The organism is Cryobacterium sp. N19 (genome assembly GCF_002929595.1).
Classification (GTDB): Bacteria; Actinomycetota; Actinomycetes; order Actinomycetales; family Microbacteriaceae; genus Cryobacterium; species Cryobacterium flavum.
Window position 1 is genome coordinate 155,998 of record NZ_PJJR01000054.1, and the last position, 15,033, is coordinate 171,030.

Below are 15,033 nucleotides of genomic sequence, written 5' to 3' on the forward strand. Positions count from 1 at the left end.
GCGTGTGCTCTGGTTCATTCGTTGGCACTATCGGCCGAGAAAACATCGCGGTTAGGCAAAATAGCCTGATTTCTGGCTCTCCTGACGTAACCGTGGGTCCGTTGGGAGCGCCTTAACGGCCGCACGCCGCTCTCCGCCTAGGTTTCTAACTGTCAAAGGTAAGAAACTTAGGAACGGAAAAAGCGGCGTGCGAACTCTAAGAATATGGCGAACTCTCCTCGGTGTCGAGAACACGTTCGTCGAGGACGTCGATCTTGATCTGGAGGGCAGGATTTTGATCGCGTTGGTGCGTCCGATGGCGCCGAGGCGGAACCGATGCGGGTCCTGTCAGAAGCGCAGCCCACGCTACGACCTCGATGACGGGCGGCGTCGCTGGCGAGGGTTAGACGTGGGCTCGATTCAAGTTCACCTCGAAGCCGACGCACCCTGAGTGTCCTGCCGCGTCCACGGCGTCACCGTCGCCGCCGTCCCCTGGGCTCGGCACCACAGCGGCCACACGATTCTTTGACGACCAGGTCGCGTGGCTGGCCACGCAAACATCCAAGACCGCCATCACCGTGCTGATGCGCATCGCCTGGCGCACCGTCGTCGCAATCGTCACCAGGGTCTGGGCCGATACCCAGAAGCAGTACGACCAGTTCGCGGACCTGACGCGGATCGGGATCGACGAGATCAGTTACAAGCGCGGCCACAAGTATTTGACCTGCGTCGTCGACCACGATTCCGGCCGCCTCGTCTGGGCCGCACCGGGCCAGGACAAAGCCACCCTCGCGACGTTCTTTGACGCGTTAGGACCAGAGCGTTCAGCGCAGATCACGCATGTTTCCGCGGACGGTGCGGCCTGGATCGCCAGTGTTGTCAAGGAACGAGCGCCCAACGCCGTTCGGTGCGCTGATCCGTTCCACGTCGTGAAATGGGCCACCGAAGCCCTCGATGAGGTCCGCCGGACCGCGTGGAACGATGCCCGCACAGCCGCCCGCCACAACGATGCCCGACGCACCCGTGGCCGACCTGCCGCCGACGCTCCTGCTCGCCCGGACAGTGCTCGAGCTGCCGGCATCAAAACTGCCGCTACGCCCTCTGGAAGAACCCGGAAAACCTGACCGAGAAGCAGCAAGCCAAGCTCGCCTGGATCGTGCAGACCAACCCTCGCCTGGCACGCGCCTACTACCTGAAGGAAGGCCTCCGGGTGATCTTCACACTGCCCCTCGACGAAGCGACCGAAGCCCTCGACAAATGGGTCGGCTGGGCCCGACGCTGCCGCATCCCGTCCTTCGTGAAACTGCAGAAAAGCATCGTCAAGCACCGCACCGCGATCCTCGCGTCCATCGAACACGGCCTCTCCAACGGCCGCGTCGAATCCATAAACACCAAGATCCGCCTCATGACCCGTATCGCCTTCGGCTTCACATCACCCGACGCCCTCATCGCCCTCGCCATGCTCAGCCTCGGCGGGCACAAACCCGTGCTCCCCGGACGAAATTAACCCACGGAAGAGTCAGGAGAGCCTGATTTCTTGCCGAATTGCCCAACCGTGTCCTCTAAAGAGAGGACGAGTTAATGTACCAAATGGGCGTTGTAGCGCTACCCATTTGCCTCCTAGTGGGGGTAGCTTTGATTTCGCAGGCATTGGGGCCTCTCGCGGGAGGCACGTAAGCCCTTCCGTGCACATTCGAAAATTGGCATGAGAAGCTCGGGGGCCGCACGTGAATCGCACTGACCGCAATGCCCTCGTCGTCGAAAATCTGCCCTTAGTCGGCTACCTCGTGTCGGAGGTCTGGGCCAAGGCCCGCCACCTCTCCCGCGACGACCTCGCCTCGGCCGGCGCTGTTGCCCTCATTACCTCAGCGGATGCTTTCAACCCCACCCTCGGGGTTCCCTTCGGAGCCTTCGCCCGGCGCCGCATCATCGGCGCTTTCGCCGACGAGATGCGCTCAAGCGACTGGGCCACCCGCTCCGCTCGCCGCCGCATCAAAGAAACTCTCGCCGTACAAGACACCCTCGCGGCCGCCCTCGGGCGAACCCCGAACGTGAACGAGATCGCCGATGCTCTCGGTGTCGACCGCGACACCGCCGCGGCCGGCCTGGCCGACGCGGCCCGCACCCTCTCAGCCCTCGACGACACGACCGCCGAGTTTCTCGTGGCCGACACCGCCATGCCCGAAGAGTCACTGCTCTCCACCGAACGTCTCGTCTACCTGCGGGCTGCCATCGCGGCCCTGCCGGAAAAGATGCGCGCCATCGTCGAGCAGATCTACTTCGACGACCGCCCGGTCAAAGACATCGCCGCGGAACTCGGCACCACGCACTCCGCCGTCTCCCAAATGCGCGCCGAGGCGATTCGCCTGCTGCGCGACGGACTCAGCACGCACTACGCAGACGAAATCGAAACCGCGGCTGCGTATCAGCCGGAGTCGCGCATTGCTCCGGCTCGCCGCAGCGCCTACCTCGCCCGACTTGCCGACCTCGCCACGGTGGGAATGACTCGCACCGCGCACGAACACCTGCAGCTCGACACGGTCGAACGCGCAGCATCCTGACTTTTCAGTAATCTCACCGCTAGCCCATGGATGGGCCGGCTTCATAACACCTCACGGAAGAATCGATCATGGGTATTCAAGTCAACACCAACACCTCGGCATCAGACGCGTACCGCAAGCTCGCGGCCTCACAGACCAGTCTCGCGCAGCCGACCGTGGCCATCTCGAGCGGACTCGCCTCGACCGAGTCTGTCGTTGCCGCTGACAGCGTCGATTTCGAAGGCAAGACCCGTGCGGTGTCGGCCGAAAACACCCTCGCCGCCGCTTCCCGCCTGAGCAACAATGCCATGGCCGAACAGATGGTGGACCTCACCCGAGTGAGCATTCTCGCCCAACCGGTCACCGCGGTCTCCGCCCAGGCCAACCAGTCGAACTCCGACGTTCTGCAGCTGCTGCGCCCCGCCGCGTAGCCGGCTGCGCTTTGCCGGCAGCGGATGTTGCCGGTGTCGCGCTGACCGTGGTGACCGTTGCAGAATTGCTCACCCCGCCGATGTGCGGCAGGCGCTCCATTCTGCAGCGGTCATTTCTGCGTTCAGGAGTACAAGGCACGAGTCGGTTCGATGCGCTGCATTTCTGGAAACCAGTTCACCCAGATTTCTAACCCGCTATCGCAATCGGTCGATAGCTCATGGTGCTGGCCCATGGAGGGGCCGGCGTACTTTGACCCACTCACGGAGGATTCATCATGGGCATGCAGGTAAACACAAACGTCGCGGCGAACAACGCCTACCGCAACCTGGCAACAACACAGAACGACCTGTCGAAGTCGCTGGAGAAGCTCTCCAGTGGTCTTCGCATCAACCGCGCAGCAGATGACGCTGCCGGCCTCGCCATCTCGGAGGGCCTGAAGTCGCAGGTCGGTGGCCTCACCGTCGCCGCCCGCAACGCGCAGGACGCCGTCAGCGTTATCCAGACCGCTGAAGGTTCGCTCAATGAGGTCACCTCGATTCTGCAGCGCATGCGTGACCTCGCTGTGCAGGCCGGTAACGACTCGAACAACGAGCAGTCGCGCACCGCCATCGGTACAGAAGTTTCCAAGCTGACTGAAGAATTGACTCGAATCGGCAACTCGACGAACTTCAATGGGACTTCACTCCTGAACGGCGCACCGGAAAATAACGGGGTCCTGAACTTCCAGGTCGGGGCTGATGGAGAGCCGTCGAGCCAGATTCAAGTTGATCTGTCGAGTGCAAACGTTCTTTCCGTGGTGTCGGCGCTTGGCGGGCAGTCCGGGACTGGATCTGCCTTCAGCGTCGATATCGCAACGGCAGATGCAGCTGTTCAGCGGGGAGACACGGCGTTCTTCACCAGCACAGGTACCGACGGCACTGTGAGGACAATTGAAACGGCAGCCCTTGGAACCGGGACGGGTGATTTCGAGAGCGTTGAAGCTTACGCGGACGCGCTCAAGGCTGATGCCAAGTTCTCTGCGAACTTTACAGTTACCGTGGATCGTAACGCCGAAGGTACCGGAACTGGCATCACGGTCAGCGCTAAGGATGGCGGTGTCGTTGACAACAGTGGCACCTCCAATCTGGGTGTGACTCAGAACGGTGCAGCCGGTGAGGCTGCTGTTATGGGTCTCGACTTCATGTCTGCTGACGGAGCCAACGACGCGATCACCACGATTGATGGTCAGATCTCGGCCATTTCCATTGCTCGCGCCGAGCTCGGAGCGAACCAGAACCGGTTCGAAAGTGTCATTAAGAATATCGCCGTCTCCAAGGAGAACCTCACCGCTGCCGGTTCGCGTATTCGCGACACCGACATGGCTGAAGAGATGGTCAAGTACACCCGCGCGAACATCCTGTCGCAGGCCGGTACCGCCATGCTCGCGCAGGCGAACCAGTCCAACTCGGGCGTTCTGCAGCTGCTCCAGTAACACCGGCACGACAGCACGAACAGGTCAGACCTGATCTGAGCTTGGCTGCAGCCGAGGCGCGAACTCAATTTTGCGCCTCGGCTGCTGCCAGGCTTTCTGCACAGCAGCACCAGCATCCGCTCTGATCAGCAGTCCCCAGCTCACCGGGCGCACGAACCAGAAGGACTCGCAATGTCTCTCGCAGTCGATGGCCTGATCAGCGGCCTGGACACCACCTCGCTGATCAACTCCCTCATGACGCTCGAGGCCGGGCCGCAAACGCTGCTCAAGGCCAAGGTCACCGCCTCGAATACTTTGGTGACGGCGTTGCAGGGCCTGAACAGTTCCATTGCCTCGCTTGCCACCCTCGCCAACAAGAGCGTCACCGTCGACTCCCTCAACCTCTACGCGGCGAAGAGCAGCTCGTCGACGGTCACGACTTCGGCGTCGACCAGCGCGACCTCGGGCTCGCTCGACCTCGTCGTGACCCAGCTCGCCCAGGCCCAGTCCGGCGTCACCGCCGCCATGACCGTGGCGTCGACCGTCGATTACACCCTCGTCGCGAGCGACGGCACCAAGACCTCAATCACGTCCGCCAGCACCTCTCTTGACGACGTGGTCAGCGCCATCAACACAGCGGATGCCGGCATCACCGCCACGAAAATCGCCTCCGGCACCGACGGCGCGGGAGTGACGCAGTATCGCCTGCAGCTCGTCGCCGGCGAAACCGGACTGGCCAGCGCTTTCGCCCTGCACGCGGGAACCTCCGCCATGGTGGACGACGGCACCTCGACCAACCTGCTCACCGCCCCCGGCGCCGCCGTCATCCGCGCCTCCCAGGACGCCTCGATCATCCTTTGGAAGGGAACGGCCGCCGAGCAGGCAATCACTTCCTCGACGAACACCTTCGCCGATCTTCTCCCCGGCGTCGCTGTCACGGTCTCCGCAGTGTCGGCCGACCCGGTCACGGTGAGCGTCAGCCGGGACGACGCGGCCGTCAGCACCATCGCCAAGGGTCTCGTCGATTCGCTCAACGGCGTGTTCGCGCTGATCTCCACCAAGTCTGCCGTTGTGAACAGCACCGACAGCTCGGGAAACGCCATCGTTTCGGCCGGAGTCTTCAGCGGTGACAGCACGGTGCGCGATGTGAAACAGCTCATTTTGACCGCGGCGTCGTACCCGGTCGGGGGTCGCTCGCCGAGCGAGATCGGCATCAGCATCACCAAGACCGGCACCCTGGAATTCGACGCCACGAAATTCGCCGCAGCGATGAAGGACGACCCCGACTTCGTGAAGTCGGTACTCAGTGAGATCTCCAGCCGTGTCGCCGCCGCGGCCACGAGCGCTTCCGACAAGTACGACGGCATGATCACCGGCAAGATCACCGGCCAGGAGAGTCTGGTCAAGAGCCTCGGCACGCAGATCGACAACTGGGATCTGCGCCTGACATCGCGCCGATCGACCCTGGAACGCACCTACGCCTCGCTCGAGGTTCAGCTCAGCAACATGAACGCCCAATCCGCCTGGCTCACCGCCCAGGTTGACGGTCTCAACAGCGCGAACGGAAAATGATGACTATGACAATGGGAACCAACGCCCAGCGTTCGCGTTACAACCGCGACGCGGTTCTGTCGGCCACCCCGGTTCGTCTGCTCACCATGCTCTACGACCGCCTGCTGCTCGACCTGAACCGCGCCGAAGCGGCCCAGCAACGCCAGGACTGGCAGATCGCGTCAGACAACCTGCTTCACGCCCAAGCGATCGTGTCGGAGCTGAGCACCTCGCTCAACGTCGACGCCTGGGACGGCGGCGAGGGGCTGTTCTCGCTCTATACCTATGTCTCGACCGCCATGGTCAGTGCGAATACGCACCGCGACTCGGCCCGCACCCGCGAGTGCATCTCGCTGCTCGAACCGCTGCGGCTCACCTGGCACGAAGCTGCCGAGCTGCTGCCGGCGGCGCCAGCACCGATCGCGCGCTTGAGTGGTGAACTGGGCATTGGCTAGTCTGGCCGTCTGGGAGGCCGCGCTCGACGACCTCGAGAATCGGCTGGATGCTGCGGCGCGGTCGATGGGAGGCTCGACCAGCGATGGTGTCGCGGCCGTAGGGGAGTGGACGGTGCCGACGGTGCTCGGAAACATTCCGCCGGAACTCGCCGAGCGCGCGCAGGACCTGCTGCACAACCAGCAGAAGCTCATCGGGGAACTCGAACAGGCGCGCACCCTCACCCTGAAGCACCTCGCAGCGATACGGTCGGTGCCTCCGGAGCGCGACGCGCGGGCATCCGTTTATCTGGATGTGAACGGGTGACCCCCGTCTGAGGGTAGTGAAACACCGGCGACACGCCGTAGCGCAACAAACTTGGGGAATGTTCTTACGAACTCCTTACCCATCTGTCGGGGCGACCGATAGCAAGGAGTGAGCACGGATTGCTCACCACCGGGCCACGGATTGGCCGTCTTGTCTTTTTGTCGACGAAGCGGGTAATCATGCTTGATTCCGTGACCTCCCTGGCTCTCACCAGCGCCCTGGACGGCCTCGCGCTACGCCAGCGCACCATCGCGAACAACATCGCCAATATCAACACCCCCGATTACCACGCCAAGGTCGTCTCGTTCGAGAACGCACTGGCCAAATCGGTCGCTGACGGCAACGGCGTTTCGGCCGCGACGACGGAGCGTTCGCTCGACCCGACGCTGCTCAACGGCAACAACGTGAACCTCGACACCGAGACCCTCGCCAACATCGACGCGCTGCTGCGTTACCAGTTCGCCGCCAAGGCCGTCGAAGGCCCGGTCTCGTCGATTCGCGCCGCGATGAAGACCGCCTGATGGTCGACGCCATCGGCATCGCCGGCAGCGGCATGACGCTGCACCGCAAGTGGCTCGACGCCATCGCCGACAACCTCGCCAACGCCAACACCGTGACCGCCACAACGGATGCTGCCTTTCAGGAACGCTATATCCTCGCGCAGGAAGGCCCCGGCAACGTGGGCGCCAGTACCACGGCCGCCTTCGGCGGTGCCGAGGGAACCCTGGTGTACGAGCCGGAGCATCCGCTCGCCGATGCCGATGGTTACGTGCGTTACCCCGATATCGACATGGCCGAGCAGATGGGCCACCTCATCATGGCCCAGCGCGGCTACCAGGCCAACGCCGCCGTCGTCGACCGGGCCAAGACCGCCTATGAAGCCGCACTACAGATCGGACGTGGCTGATGCCACTTGGCGCCATCAACGCAACCACCGCCCTCTCGGGTGTCATGGGCAGCTCAGCCACGACCGCCACCCAGCGCACCGACGGCTCGGGCTTCGGCACCGCCCTCTCCGGTGCCGTCGACAACCTGCAGCAGCTGCAAGGCACCTCCAACACCCTCGCCATCCAGGCTGTCACTGGTGACCTGGGTGACATTCACACCGCCACCATCGCGGCCACCCGCGCCCAGGTGACCATGGAACTCGTAGCCGCCGTGCGTAACAAAGGCGTCGACGCGTTCAACGAGATCATGAGGATGCAAGCCTGATGCCCCGGCAAGTCACCAGCGTCTTCAAGCGCTTCGGAAACGCGATTCGCGAGTTCACCATTGCCCAGCGCACTGTCGCCATCATCGGCGTCGCCGTGCTCGTGCTCGGCATCGCCGCACTCAGCATGTGGGTCACCAAGCCGGCTTTCACGCCCCTCTTCTCCGGCCTCAGCGGCGAAGACGCCAACAGCATCGTCGAGCAGTTGCGCACCGACGGCGTCGAATATGAGCTTGCCGACGGCGGCGCCACGATTCTGGTGCCCGAAGCGAGCGTCTACGACGAACGTATCAAGTCGGCCTCGGCCGGCCTGCCCACCTCGAGCACCGGCGGCTACTCCCTGCTCGACACCATGGGCGTGACCTCGAGCGAGTTCCAGCAGTCGGTCACCTACAAGCGAGCGCTCGAGGGTGAACTGGCCAAGACCATCGGTGCCCTCGACGGTGTCAAGATGGCCTCCGTGCAGCTTGCCATCCCCGAAGACAGCGTGTTCGTGTCGCAGAAGAACGACCCGACGGCATCCGTTTTCGTTGAAACCCAGAACGGCGTCACCCTCTCCAACGACCAGGTGCAGGCGATCGTGCACCTGACCAGCGCCTCGATCGACGGCATGACCGCCGCCGACGTTGCCGTCGTCGACTCCACCGGAACCGTGCTCTCCGCCGTCGGCGTCGGCGCCACCGGGGGAGCCGATCAGCAGGCCTCGGACTATGAGACCCGCGTGCGCAGCGCCGTGCAGGCCATGCTCGACAAGGTCGTCGGTGCTGGCAACGCCACCGTCGTCGTCGCCGCCGACATGAGTTACGAATCGGCCGAACGGGTCGAAGAGTCCTTCACGAGCCCGACCGAAGCACTGGCTCTCAATGAATCCGTCGACACCGAGACCTACTCGGGAACCGGCGGCAGCGCCGCTGGCGTGCTCGGATCCGACACGGCCGCCGTGGCCGATGGCGCCACCGATGGCACCTTCTCAAGCGAGTCGACGACCCGCAACAACGCCGTGAACAAGGTCACCGAGAACCGCACCATTCCAGCCGGAGCGATCACCCGGCAGACGGTCTCCGTGGCCGTCGATGCCGATGCCGCCGCTAACCTCAACGTTGCCGACATCACCTCCCTTGTGACCTCGGCCGCCGGCATCGACGCCGTGCGCGGCGACGCCGTGACCGTCGAAGTCATGGCCTTCGACACCACGGGCGCCGCCGCAGCAGCTGCAGCGCTCAAAGCAGCAGCGGATGCCGCGGCCGCCGCACGGTTCGCCGAGATTCTGCGGGTGTCGGTGATCACCGCCGGCATCGTCATCACCCTCGTGGTCAGCCTCATTCTCTACGCACGCCGGTCACGTCGCCAGAGCCGTGAATCGGTGGAGATCGGTGATCTCACCGCAATGCAGAACGCCCTCGGAGAGGCCACCGTCCCGCTCTCGGTGACGTCATCCGCCGGCTCCCTATTCCTCGACAATCCGACCGACACCCCCACCAAAATCATCCCGACCGTCAAATTCGTACCGACCGACACCGACCTGCGCCGCGCCGAGATCGATTCCCTGGCGCAGTCCGACCCGCGCAGCACGGCCGAGTTCCTGCGTGGCCTGATGGATGACCGGCAGCGCGCATGAACGAGCCAGGCACAGCACTGACCGGCACCCAGAAAGTTGCCGTCGTACTCATGAACATGGATCGTCAGCGCGCAACGGAGGTGATGAAGCAGTTCAGCGACATCGAAGCTGAAGTCATCGCCGGCGAAATCGTGCAGCTGCGCAACGTGGACCCGGCCGTCGCCGAGTCCACGCTCAACGAATTTCACGAAATCACCTTGAAGGGTCGTCGGCTGTCCCGCGGCGGGCACGAGTTCGCCGTCGGTCTGCTTGAGGCTTCCTTCGGTGCCGAACGCGCGGCCGGTGTCATGAACCGCGTCGCCACCTCCATGGCCGGCAAGGCTTTTGAATTTCTGGATCCCTCCGAGCCCGGCGATGTGCTCAACCTGCTCGACGGCGAGATGCCCCAGACCATTGCACTGGTGTTGGCGCACCTGCGACGCGACCAGGCATCCGCTATTTTGGCCAGCATGGAACCGGGCCTTCGCACCGACGTCGCCCAGTGCATCGCCACTATGTCGAGTGCGACGCCCGAAGCCATTCGGGTCGTGACGGACACGCTCAAACTTCGCACCGGTAAAATTGTCGCGCGCGAGAGCATCGAAGTGGTCGGCGGAATTCAGCCGCTCGTCGACATCATCAACCGAGCGGATGCCGCCACCGAGCGTGCACTTCTGGAAGGCCTCGAGGAACGTGACCCGGCCCTGGCCGAAGAGATTCGTTCTCGCATGCTCACCTTTGCCGACATCGTCAAACTGGAGAGCCGGGACGTGCAGCAGGTACTGCGCGGCATCGACACGACCGTGCTGGCCATGGCCATGAAGGGCACGTCCGATGCCGTCACCGAGGTCATCCGCGCCAACCTCTCCGAGCGCAACCGCGACGTACTCGACGACGAAACCAAAAGCCTCGGACCGGTGCGGATGCGTCAGGTCGAAGACGCCCGTGCCGAAATCGTGCGCGCTATTCGCGACATGGAAGCGCAGGGCAGCATCACCGTGCAACGCGGTGCCGAGGACGAATATGTCAACTGACACCGGGTTTGGCCGCATGGCCTTTCCGAGACTGCGCGACGAGGAGCAGGACCGCGTCGACGAGCAGTCGCGTGCCGAGGGTCACGCCGCCGGGTACACCGAGGGGCTACGGCTGGCGGCCGCAGACGTCGCCAGGCGCGCCGACGAGATCAACGCCCAGCACGCCGAGAACGAACGCTACGGTGAAGCGCAGGTCAACAGCGCGGTGCGTTTGCTCGCTGCCGCCGCCCGCGCCCTCAATGAACGAAGCATTCCGCTCATTCAGCAGGCGGAAGCCACGCTCGTCAACACGTCCCTGCAACTGGCCGAAGCCATTCTCGGCTGTGAACTCAGCCATACCGAACCGTCGGCCCGCCGCGCTCTGGAACGTGCGCTGCACCAGCCAGACCAGCTCGACCGCAGCGAGGTGCACAGCATTCGCATGCACCCGGATGACCTCGTGGTGCTGGGCGCGCAGACGCGCGCGCTGGAGAGCATCCGTTTTGTTGGGGATTCCCGACTCAAGCGCGGTGACGCCATCACCGAGTTCAGCGACGGCTTTCTCGACGCGCGTATCAGCACGGCCTTTGCCCGCGCAAAGGCCGCTCTCGCCGAGGTCGAAGCATGATCACCACCTGGCGCCCACGCGCCACGCAGCTCGTGCAGGCAATCGAAGCCGGTCGCCCGGAGCGGGTCGGTGTCGTGTCGTCCATTGTCGGTCTGGGCGTCGAGGTGCGAGGCCTGCGCTCGGCGATTGGTGACATCGTCACGCTCGGCGCCCGACCGGGCCAGGCGGGTATCGACGCTGAAGTCGTCGCCACCACCCAGACCGGAATCCGATGCATGCCGCTTGGCCGCATCACCGGTTTGCAGGCCGGTGCCCGCGTGCGATCGGCTGGCTCGCCGCTGGTCGTGCCCACCGGCCGTGGCCTGTTCGGGCGCGTCATCGACGGCCTGGGCCGCCCCCTTGACGGCAAGGGCCCGCTCGATTCAGACGGCTTCGTCTCCCTGGAACATGACAGCCCCTCGGCCATGCACCGGGCGCGCATCACGACCCCGCTGCACCTGGGCGTGCGCGTTCTCGACACTCTCACGACGGTTGGCCGCGGTCAGCGTATGGGCCTGTTTGCCGGCTCCGGCGTTGGAAAGTCGTCCCTGCTGTCGATGATCGCCCGCGGAACGGATGCCCAGGTCTCGGTCATCGCACTGGTGGGGGAGCGCGGGCGTGAGGTTCGCGAGTTTCTTGAGGACGACTTGGGCCCAGAAGGCTTGGCCCGCTCCATCGTCGTCGTGTCGACCTCCGACGAACCCGCGATGATGCGGCTGCGCGCCGCATTCACCGCCACCCGCATCGCCGAATCGTTTCGCGACCAGGGCGCCGACGTCATGCTCATGATGGACTCGCTCACCCGCGTGGCCATGGCCCAGCGCGAAATCGGGCTCTCGGTCGGCGAACCGCCAGCCACTCGCGGCTACCCGCCGTCGACGTTCTCGGTGCTGGCCCGGCTGCTGGAACGTGCCGGTACCGGTGAGACAGGCTCGATCACCGGAATGTACACGGTGCTCGTCGACGGCGACGACCACAATGAACCCATCGCCGACGCGGCGCGCTCTATCCTCGACGGCCACGTCGTTCTCGACCGCAAGCTCGCTATCATCGGCCATTTTCCCTCGGTCGACGTGCTGGCCTCCATTTCGCGCGTTGCCTCCCGGGTCAACAGCCCCGAACGCAACCAGATCGCGACGACGCTGCGCAAGGTCATGGCGGCCCGCCTGGGCGCGCAGGATCTGCTCGACGTCGGCGCCTACCGGCCCGGCACGAACCCGCTGGTCGATGCGGCCGTTGAGAACGGCCCGGCCATCAACGCTTTTCTCCAGCAGCGGATGGACGACCAGACTCCCAGCGACCAGGCCTGGTCCCAGCTCACGCGGCTGACCCGCGCGTTCGGGGCTGTCGCATGAGCCGCCTCTTTCCGTTGGCCGGGCTGCTGCGTCTGCGCAAGTTGCAGCAGAACCAGGCCGCCCTCGACCTCGCCGAGGCGAATGCCCGCGTGGCCGCGCTCCAGGCCCGCCGAGGTCGTGCCCGCTCGGCCCTAGGCGCTCTTGGGAACACTCCGCAGACCATCGCCGCGCTCAACGCCATGGCCGCGGCCCGGTCGTCGTCGCGCAGCATGCTCGCTGAGCTCGACGCCATGGGGCGTAACCACCAGGAGACCCTCGATTCCGCCCAGTCCAACTACAACGCCGCCCGGGCCGAGTCGGTCGCGCTCGAGAAACTGCATGACCGGCACGCGGCCGCAGTGCTGGCCGAAGACCTGCACGCCGAGCAGACCGTGCTCGACGAGATTGCCGGAGCTCGCTGGCACCGCAGCCGCTCGGCAAGCCTGAACAAGGGGGAGACACCATGACGATGATCGCGGCCATGGGCAGAATCAGCCAGATTCAGGCGACCCTGCAGCAGCTCTCCAGCGTGTCGACCGAACGGGTCACGACCACGGCCGCAGCGACGACCGCAGCGGCATCCGCTTCGGCTGATAGTTTCGCGGCAACCCTCGCTGCGGCGCTCGGAACGAGTGCAACCAGTGCGACCGGATCGGCCAACGGCGCGACCGGCACCGACGTCGTGGCGTCCGCTGAGAAATATCTTGGCGTGCCCTACGTGTTCGGCGGAGAAGATTCCAGCGGAATGGACTGCTCCGGACTCGTTCAAACCGTATATGCCGATATCGGAATAGAACTGCCACGCCTCGTTTCTGGTCAGATGAAGATGGGCACCGAAGTCGCCTCCCTCGCCGAAGCCCAGCCGGGCGACCTCATCGTCACCGGCGGTGGCGACCACATTCTCATCTACGCCGGCGATAACAAGGTCATCCACGCCCCGTATCCGGGCCGCACCGTGTGCCTGCGCGAGGCCTACATGACGGATGCCGATATCACCACTATCCGCCGCATCATCCCCGTCACCACCCAGGCCGCCGGCACCGGCTCCACCGACATGCTCAGCGCCGCCTTCGCCGCTTTCGCCCAGCAGAATTCAACCGCCACGGGAAGCACACTATGACCCTCACCCTCGGCCAATTTCGGCCGGCTGCCGCTCCGGCCACCGCGCCGGTCCAGCGCGAGACCAGTCAGGGCTCGGCTTCGTCGGGCGCTGAAGCGTTCGGCTCTATTCTGCAAGACACCCTCACCGATCGCAGCGCCGCCTCGTCGACATCGGGCCCTAAGACGGCGATGTCGTCAACGGAGCAGAAGACGGACCCCGCGCAGGATTCCGCGGCCGAGGCCACTGCGGCCGGTTCCCCGGCGGATGCAACCGCCCCGGTGGCGTTTTCCCCAGCTCTGACCTGGGCTGCCGCTGCCGCTGCCGCAGCCGCGTCCCCGGCGGCGGACAGTACCGTAGCCGACAGTACCGCGGGCAGCACTGCTGCTCCCGGCCCGTCGGTTGACGCCGTGGCGAGCACCAATGTCGACCTAACCGCGTCGGTTGCCGCGCCGGCGACGGCGGGCGGTTCGAGTGTAGCTTCCGCCCCCGTCGCTGGAGCAGTCACGGCTGTGCCGAACGCCGCAGCGAACGCCGCCGCTGCGGTGCCCGCTGCTGATACCGCCGCCGTCCCGCCTGCGGCGGCGGTCGTCGCAGTGGCCGCCGCCGCCGTTCCGGTCGCTGCTGTGCGGGCCGCCCAGGGGCGCACCGCCGACGCCGGTGCAGCCGCTTCCAGTGCCGCACCGACAACGTCCCCCGAAGCGGATGCCGCGGCGCTGCCGGCCCAGGCCCCTTCGACAACCGCAGATTCAGCGACGCCCGCGAGCGCACTCAGTCCGGCCGCCGCGCCGCCCGTGCCCGGCACGGCACAGAACCCCGCCGCGCCGACCAGTGGGGCACAAAGCCTTGCAGGTGGGGCACAAAGCCTCGCCGCGGCCACCGACGGGTCGGCGCGCTCCGCGCTGCCCGACTCCGTGCGGCTGCACGCCACGAGCACGGAGGCCGTCGCGCCGACGGCATCCGCTCTGCCCAGCGTTGCACCGACCCCGCTGGCGACCAGCACAGCCACGCCGGTTGCAGCGCCCGCGCCGGCTGCCGCCGTGCCGCTCACTGCGCAGATCATGAAGCCGCTGTTCTCGCTGACCAATGCTGCGCCGGGCGAGCACGTGCTCACCATCAGCGTCACGCCCGACAACCTCGGGCCGGTCACCGTGCGGGCGCATGTGACGGGGGAGGGCATTCGGGTGGAGCTGTTCGCTCCCACCGATCTGGCCCGTGATGCGCTGCGCGTGATTTTGCCTGACCTGCGCCGGGACCTCGCCGGTTCCGGGCTGAGCGCCCAGCTCGACCTGTCGAGCGACAGCCAGGCCGGCGATCCCGGCGCCACCCGCCAGCCCCGCTCGGAGGCCGACGGGCGCAATCCCAACGCTCGGAGTCCCGCCGAGCGAGCACCGGACACTCCGCTGGAGAACCGCGCGTCCCGATTCGGGTCCACCCACACTATCGACGTACTGGCTTAGGA

General features: G+C 65.4%; 16 protein-coding genes and 1 pseudogene. All 17 read left to right on the top strand.

Annotated elements, in window-relative coordinates; all coding sequences use genetic code 11:
- Positions 1–187: 187 nt before the first annotated feature.
- The 17 genes and pseudogenes from CXY78_RS18845 (at position 188) to CXY78_RS18925 (ending at position 15,031) form a co-directional block, all read left to right on the top strand.
- A pseudogene (locus CXY78_RS18845) lies at positions 188–1,486 on the top strand (ISL3 family transposase).
- Between the two features lie 220 nt (positions 1,487–1,706).
- Positions 1,707–2,540: a sigma-70 family RNA polymerase sigma factor gene (locus tag CXY78_RS18850; RefSeq protein ID WP_092339705.1), complete on the top strand. Its 834-nt coding sequence runs from the start codon at positions 1,707–1,709 to the stop codon at positions 2,538–2,540.
- 68 nt (positions 2,541–2,608) lie between these two features.
- Complete coding sequence (locus tag CXY78_RS18855) at positions 2,609–2,950, top strand: hypothetical protein (RefSeq protein ID WP_104090688.1); 342 nt, start codon at positions 2,609–2,611, stop codon at positions 2,948–2,950.
- Between the two features lie 281 nt (positions 2,951–3,231).
- Positions 3,232–4,422, top strand: a complete 1,191-nt coding sequence (locus CXY78_RS18860; RefSeq protein ID WP_369827357.1) for a flagellin — start codon at positions 3,232–3,234, stop codon at positions 4,420–4,422.
- 171 nt (positions 4,423–4,593) lie between these two features.
- Positions 4,594–5,973 (top strand): flagellar filament capping protein FliD, encoded by a 1,380-nt coding sequence (fliD, locus tag CXY78_RS18865; RefSeq protein ID WP_104090691.1) that lies wholly within the window; start codon positions 4,594–4,596, stop codon positions 5,971–5,973.
- A gap of 5 nt (positions 5,974–5,978) precedes the next feature.
- Positions 5,979–6,407, top strand: coding sequence for a flagellar export chaperone FliS (gene fliS / locus CXY78_RS18870; protein WP_104090693.1), 429 nt, complete (start codon positions 5,979–5,981; stop codon positions 6,405–6,407).
- Positions 6,400–6,711: a hypothetical protein gene (locus CXY78_RS18875; RefSeq protein WP_104090695.1), complete on the top strand. Its 312-nt coding sequence runs from the start codon at positions 6,400–6,402 to the stop codon at positions 6,709–6,711. Before fliS ends, CXY78_RS18875 begins: the two co-directional genes overlap by 8 nt.
- A gap of 179 nt (positions 6,712–6,890) precedes the next feature.
- Complete coding sequence (locus CXY78_RS18880; RefSeq protein ID WP_092110173.1) at positions 6,891–7,232, top strand: flagellar basal body protein; 342 nt, start codon at positions 6,891–6,893, stop codon at positions 7,230–7,232.
- A complete protein-coding gene (locus CXY78_RS18885; protein ID WP_092339712.1) occupies positions 7,229–7,618 on the top strand; it encodes a flagellar basal body rod protein FlgC in 390 nt (129 codons plus the stop codon). The genes CXY78_RS18880 and CXY78_RS18885 overlap by 4 nt, the downstream gene beginning before the upstream one ends.
- Positions 7,618–7,923, top strand: coding sequence for a flagellar hook-basal body complex protein FliE (gene fliE / locus CXY78_RS18890; RefSeq protein WP_092339713.1), 306 nt, complete (start codon positions 7,618–7,620; stop codon positions 7,921–7,923). Before CXY78_RS18885 ends, fliE begins: the two co-directional genes overlap by 1 nt.
- The gene (fliF, locus tag CXY78_RS18895) at positions 7,923–9,539 is read left to right on the top strand and encodes a flagellar basal-body MS-ring/collar protein FliF (RefSeq protein ID WP_092339714.1); all 1,617 of its coding nucleotides are present in this window, start codon (positions 7,923–7,925) and stop codon (positions 9,537–9,539) included. The genes fliE and fliF overlap by 1 nt, the downstream gene beginning before the upstream one ends.
- Positions 9,536–10,552, top strand: a complete 1,017-nt coding sequence (gene fliG / locus CXY78_RS18900) for a flagellar motor switch protein FliG (RefSeq protein WP_092339715.1) — start codon at positions 9,536–9,538, stop codon at positions 10,550–10,552. The genes fliF and fliG overlap by 4 nt, the downstream gene beginning before the upstream one ends.
- A complete protein-coding gene (locus CXY78_RS18905; protein ID WP_104090696.1) occupies positions 10,542–11,159 on the top strand; it encodes a FliH/SctL family protein in 618 nt (205 codons plus the stop codon). The genes fliG and CXY78_RS18905 overlap by 11 nt, the downstream gene beginning before the upstream one ends.
- Positions 11,156–12,493, top strand: coding sequence for a FliI/YscN family ATPase (locus tag CXY78_RS18910; RefSeq protein ID WP_104090697.1), 1,338 nt, complete (start codon positions 11,156–11,158; stop codon positions 12,491–12,493). The genes CXY78_RS18905 and CXY78_RS18910 overlap by 4 nt, the downstream gene beginning before the upstream one ends.
- Positions 12,490–12,939 (top strand): flagellar export protein FliJ, encoded by a 450-nt coding sequence (locus CXY78_RS18915; protein WP_092339718.1) that lies wholly within the window; start codon positions 12,490–12,492, stop codon positions 12,937–12,939. Before CXY78_RS18910 ends, CXY78_RS18915 begins: the two co-directional genes overlap by 4 nt.
- On the top strand, positions 12,936–13,592 hold the full coding sequence (locus CXY78_RS18920) for a C40 family peptidase (RefSeq protein WP_104090699.1): 657 nt from the start codon (positions 12,936–12,938) through the stop codon (positions 13,590–13,592). The genes CXY78_RS18915 and CXY78_RS18920 overlap by 4 nt, the downstream gene beginning before the upstream one ends.
- Entirely contained in the window at positions 13,589–15,031 is a 1,443-nt protein-coding gene (locus tag CXY78_RS18925; protein ID WP_104090700.1) for a flagellar hook-length control protein FliK, read from the top strand. The genes CXY78_RS18920 and CXY78_RS18925 overlap by 4 nt, the downstream gene beginning before the upstream one ends.
- Positions 15,032–15,033: the final 2 nt, after the last annotated feature.

Excerpts from the sequence above, each read along its gene's own strand:
- CXY78_RS18855 (WP_104090688.1), top strand. The coding sequence starts at position 2,609 with ATGGGTATTCAAGTCAACACCAACACCTCGGCATCAGACGCGTACCGC.
- CXY78_RS18860 (WP_369827357.1), top strand. The coding sequence starts at position 3,232 with ATGCAGGTAAACACAAACGTCGCGGCGAACAACGCCTACCGCAACCTG.
- fliD (WP_104090691.1), top strand. The coding sequence starts at position 4,594 with ATGTCTCTCGCAGTCGATGGCCTGATCAGCGGCCTGGACACCACCTCG.
- fliS (WP_104090693.1), top strand. The coding sequence starts at position 5,979 with ATGACAATGGGAACCAACGCCCAGCGTTCGCGTTACAACCGCGACGCG.
- CXY78_RS18880 (WP_092110173.1), top strand. The coding sequence starts at position 6,891 with ATGCTTGATTCCGTGACCTCCCTGGCTCTCACCAGCGCCCTGGACGGC.
- fliE (WP_092339713.1), top strand. The coding sequence starts at position 7,618 with ATGCCACTTGGCGCCATCAACGCAACCACCGCCCTCTCGGGTGTCATG.
- fliF (WP_092339714.1), top strand. The coding sequence starts at position 7,923 with ATGCCCCGGCAAGTCACCAGCGTCTTCAAGCGCTTCGGAAACGCGATT.
- fliG (WP_092339715.1), top strand. The coding sequence starts at position 9,536 with ATGAACGAGCCAGGCACAGCACTGACCGGCACCCAGAAAGTTGCCGTC.
- CXY78_RS18905 (WP_104090696.1), top strand. The coding sequence starts at position 10,542 with ATGTCAACTGACACCGGGTTTGGCCGCATGGCCTTTCCGAGACTGCGC.
- CXY78_RS18910 (WP_104090697.1), top strand. The coding sequence starts at position 11,156 with ATGATCACCACCTGGCGCCCACGCGCCACGCAGCTCGTGCAGGCAATC.
- CXY78_RS18915 (WP_092339718.1), top strand. The coding sequence starts at position 12,490 with ATGAGCCGCCTCTTTCCGTTGGCCGGGCTGCTGCGTCTGCGCAAGTTG.
- CXY78_RS18920 (WP_104090699.1), top strand. The coding sequence starts at position 12,936 with ATGACGATGATCGCGGCCATGGGCAGAATCAGCCAGATTCAGGCGACC.
- CXY78_RS18925 (WP_104090700.1), top strand. The coding sequence starts at position 13,589 with ATGACCCTCACCCTCGGCCAATTTCGGCCGGCTGCCGCTCCGGCCACC.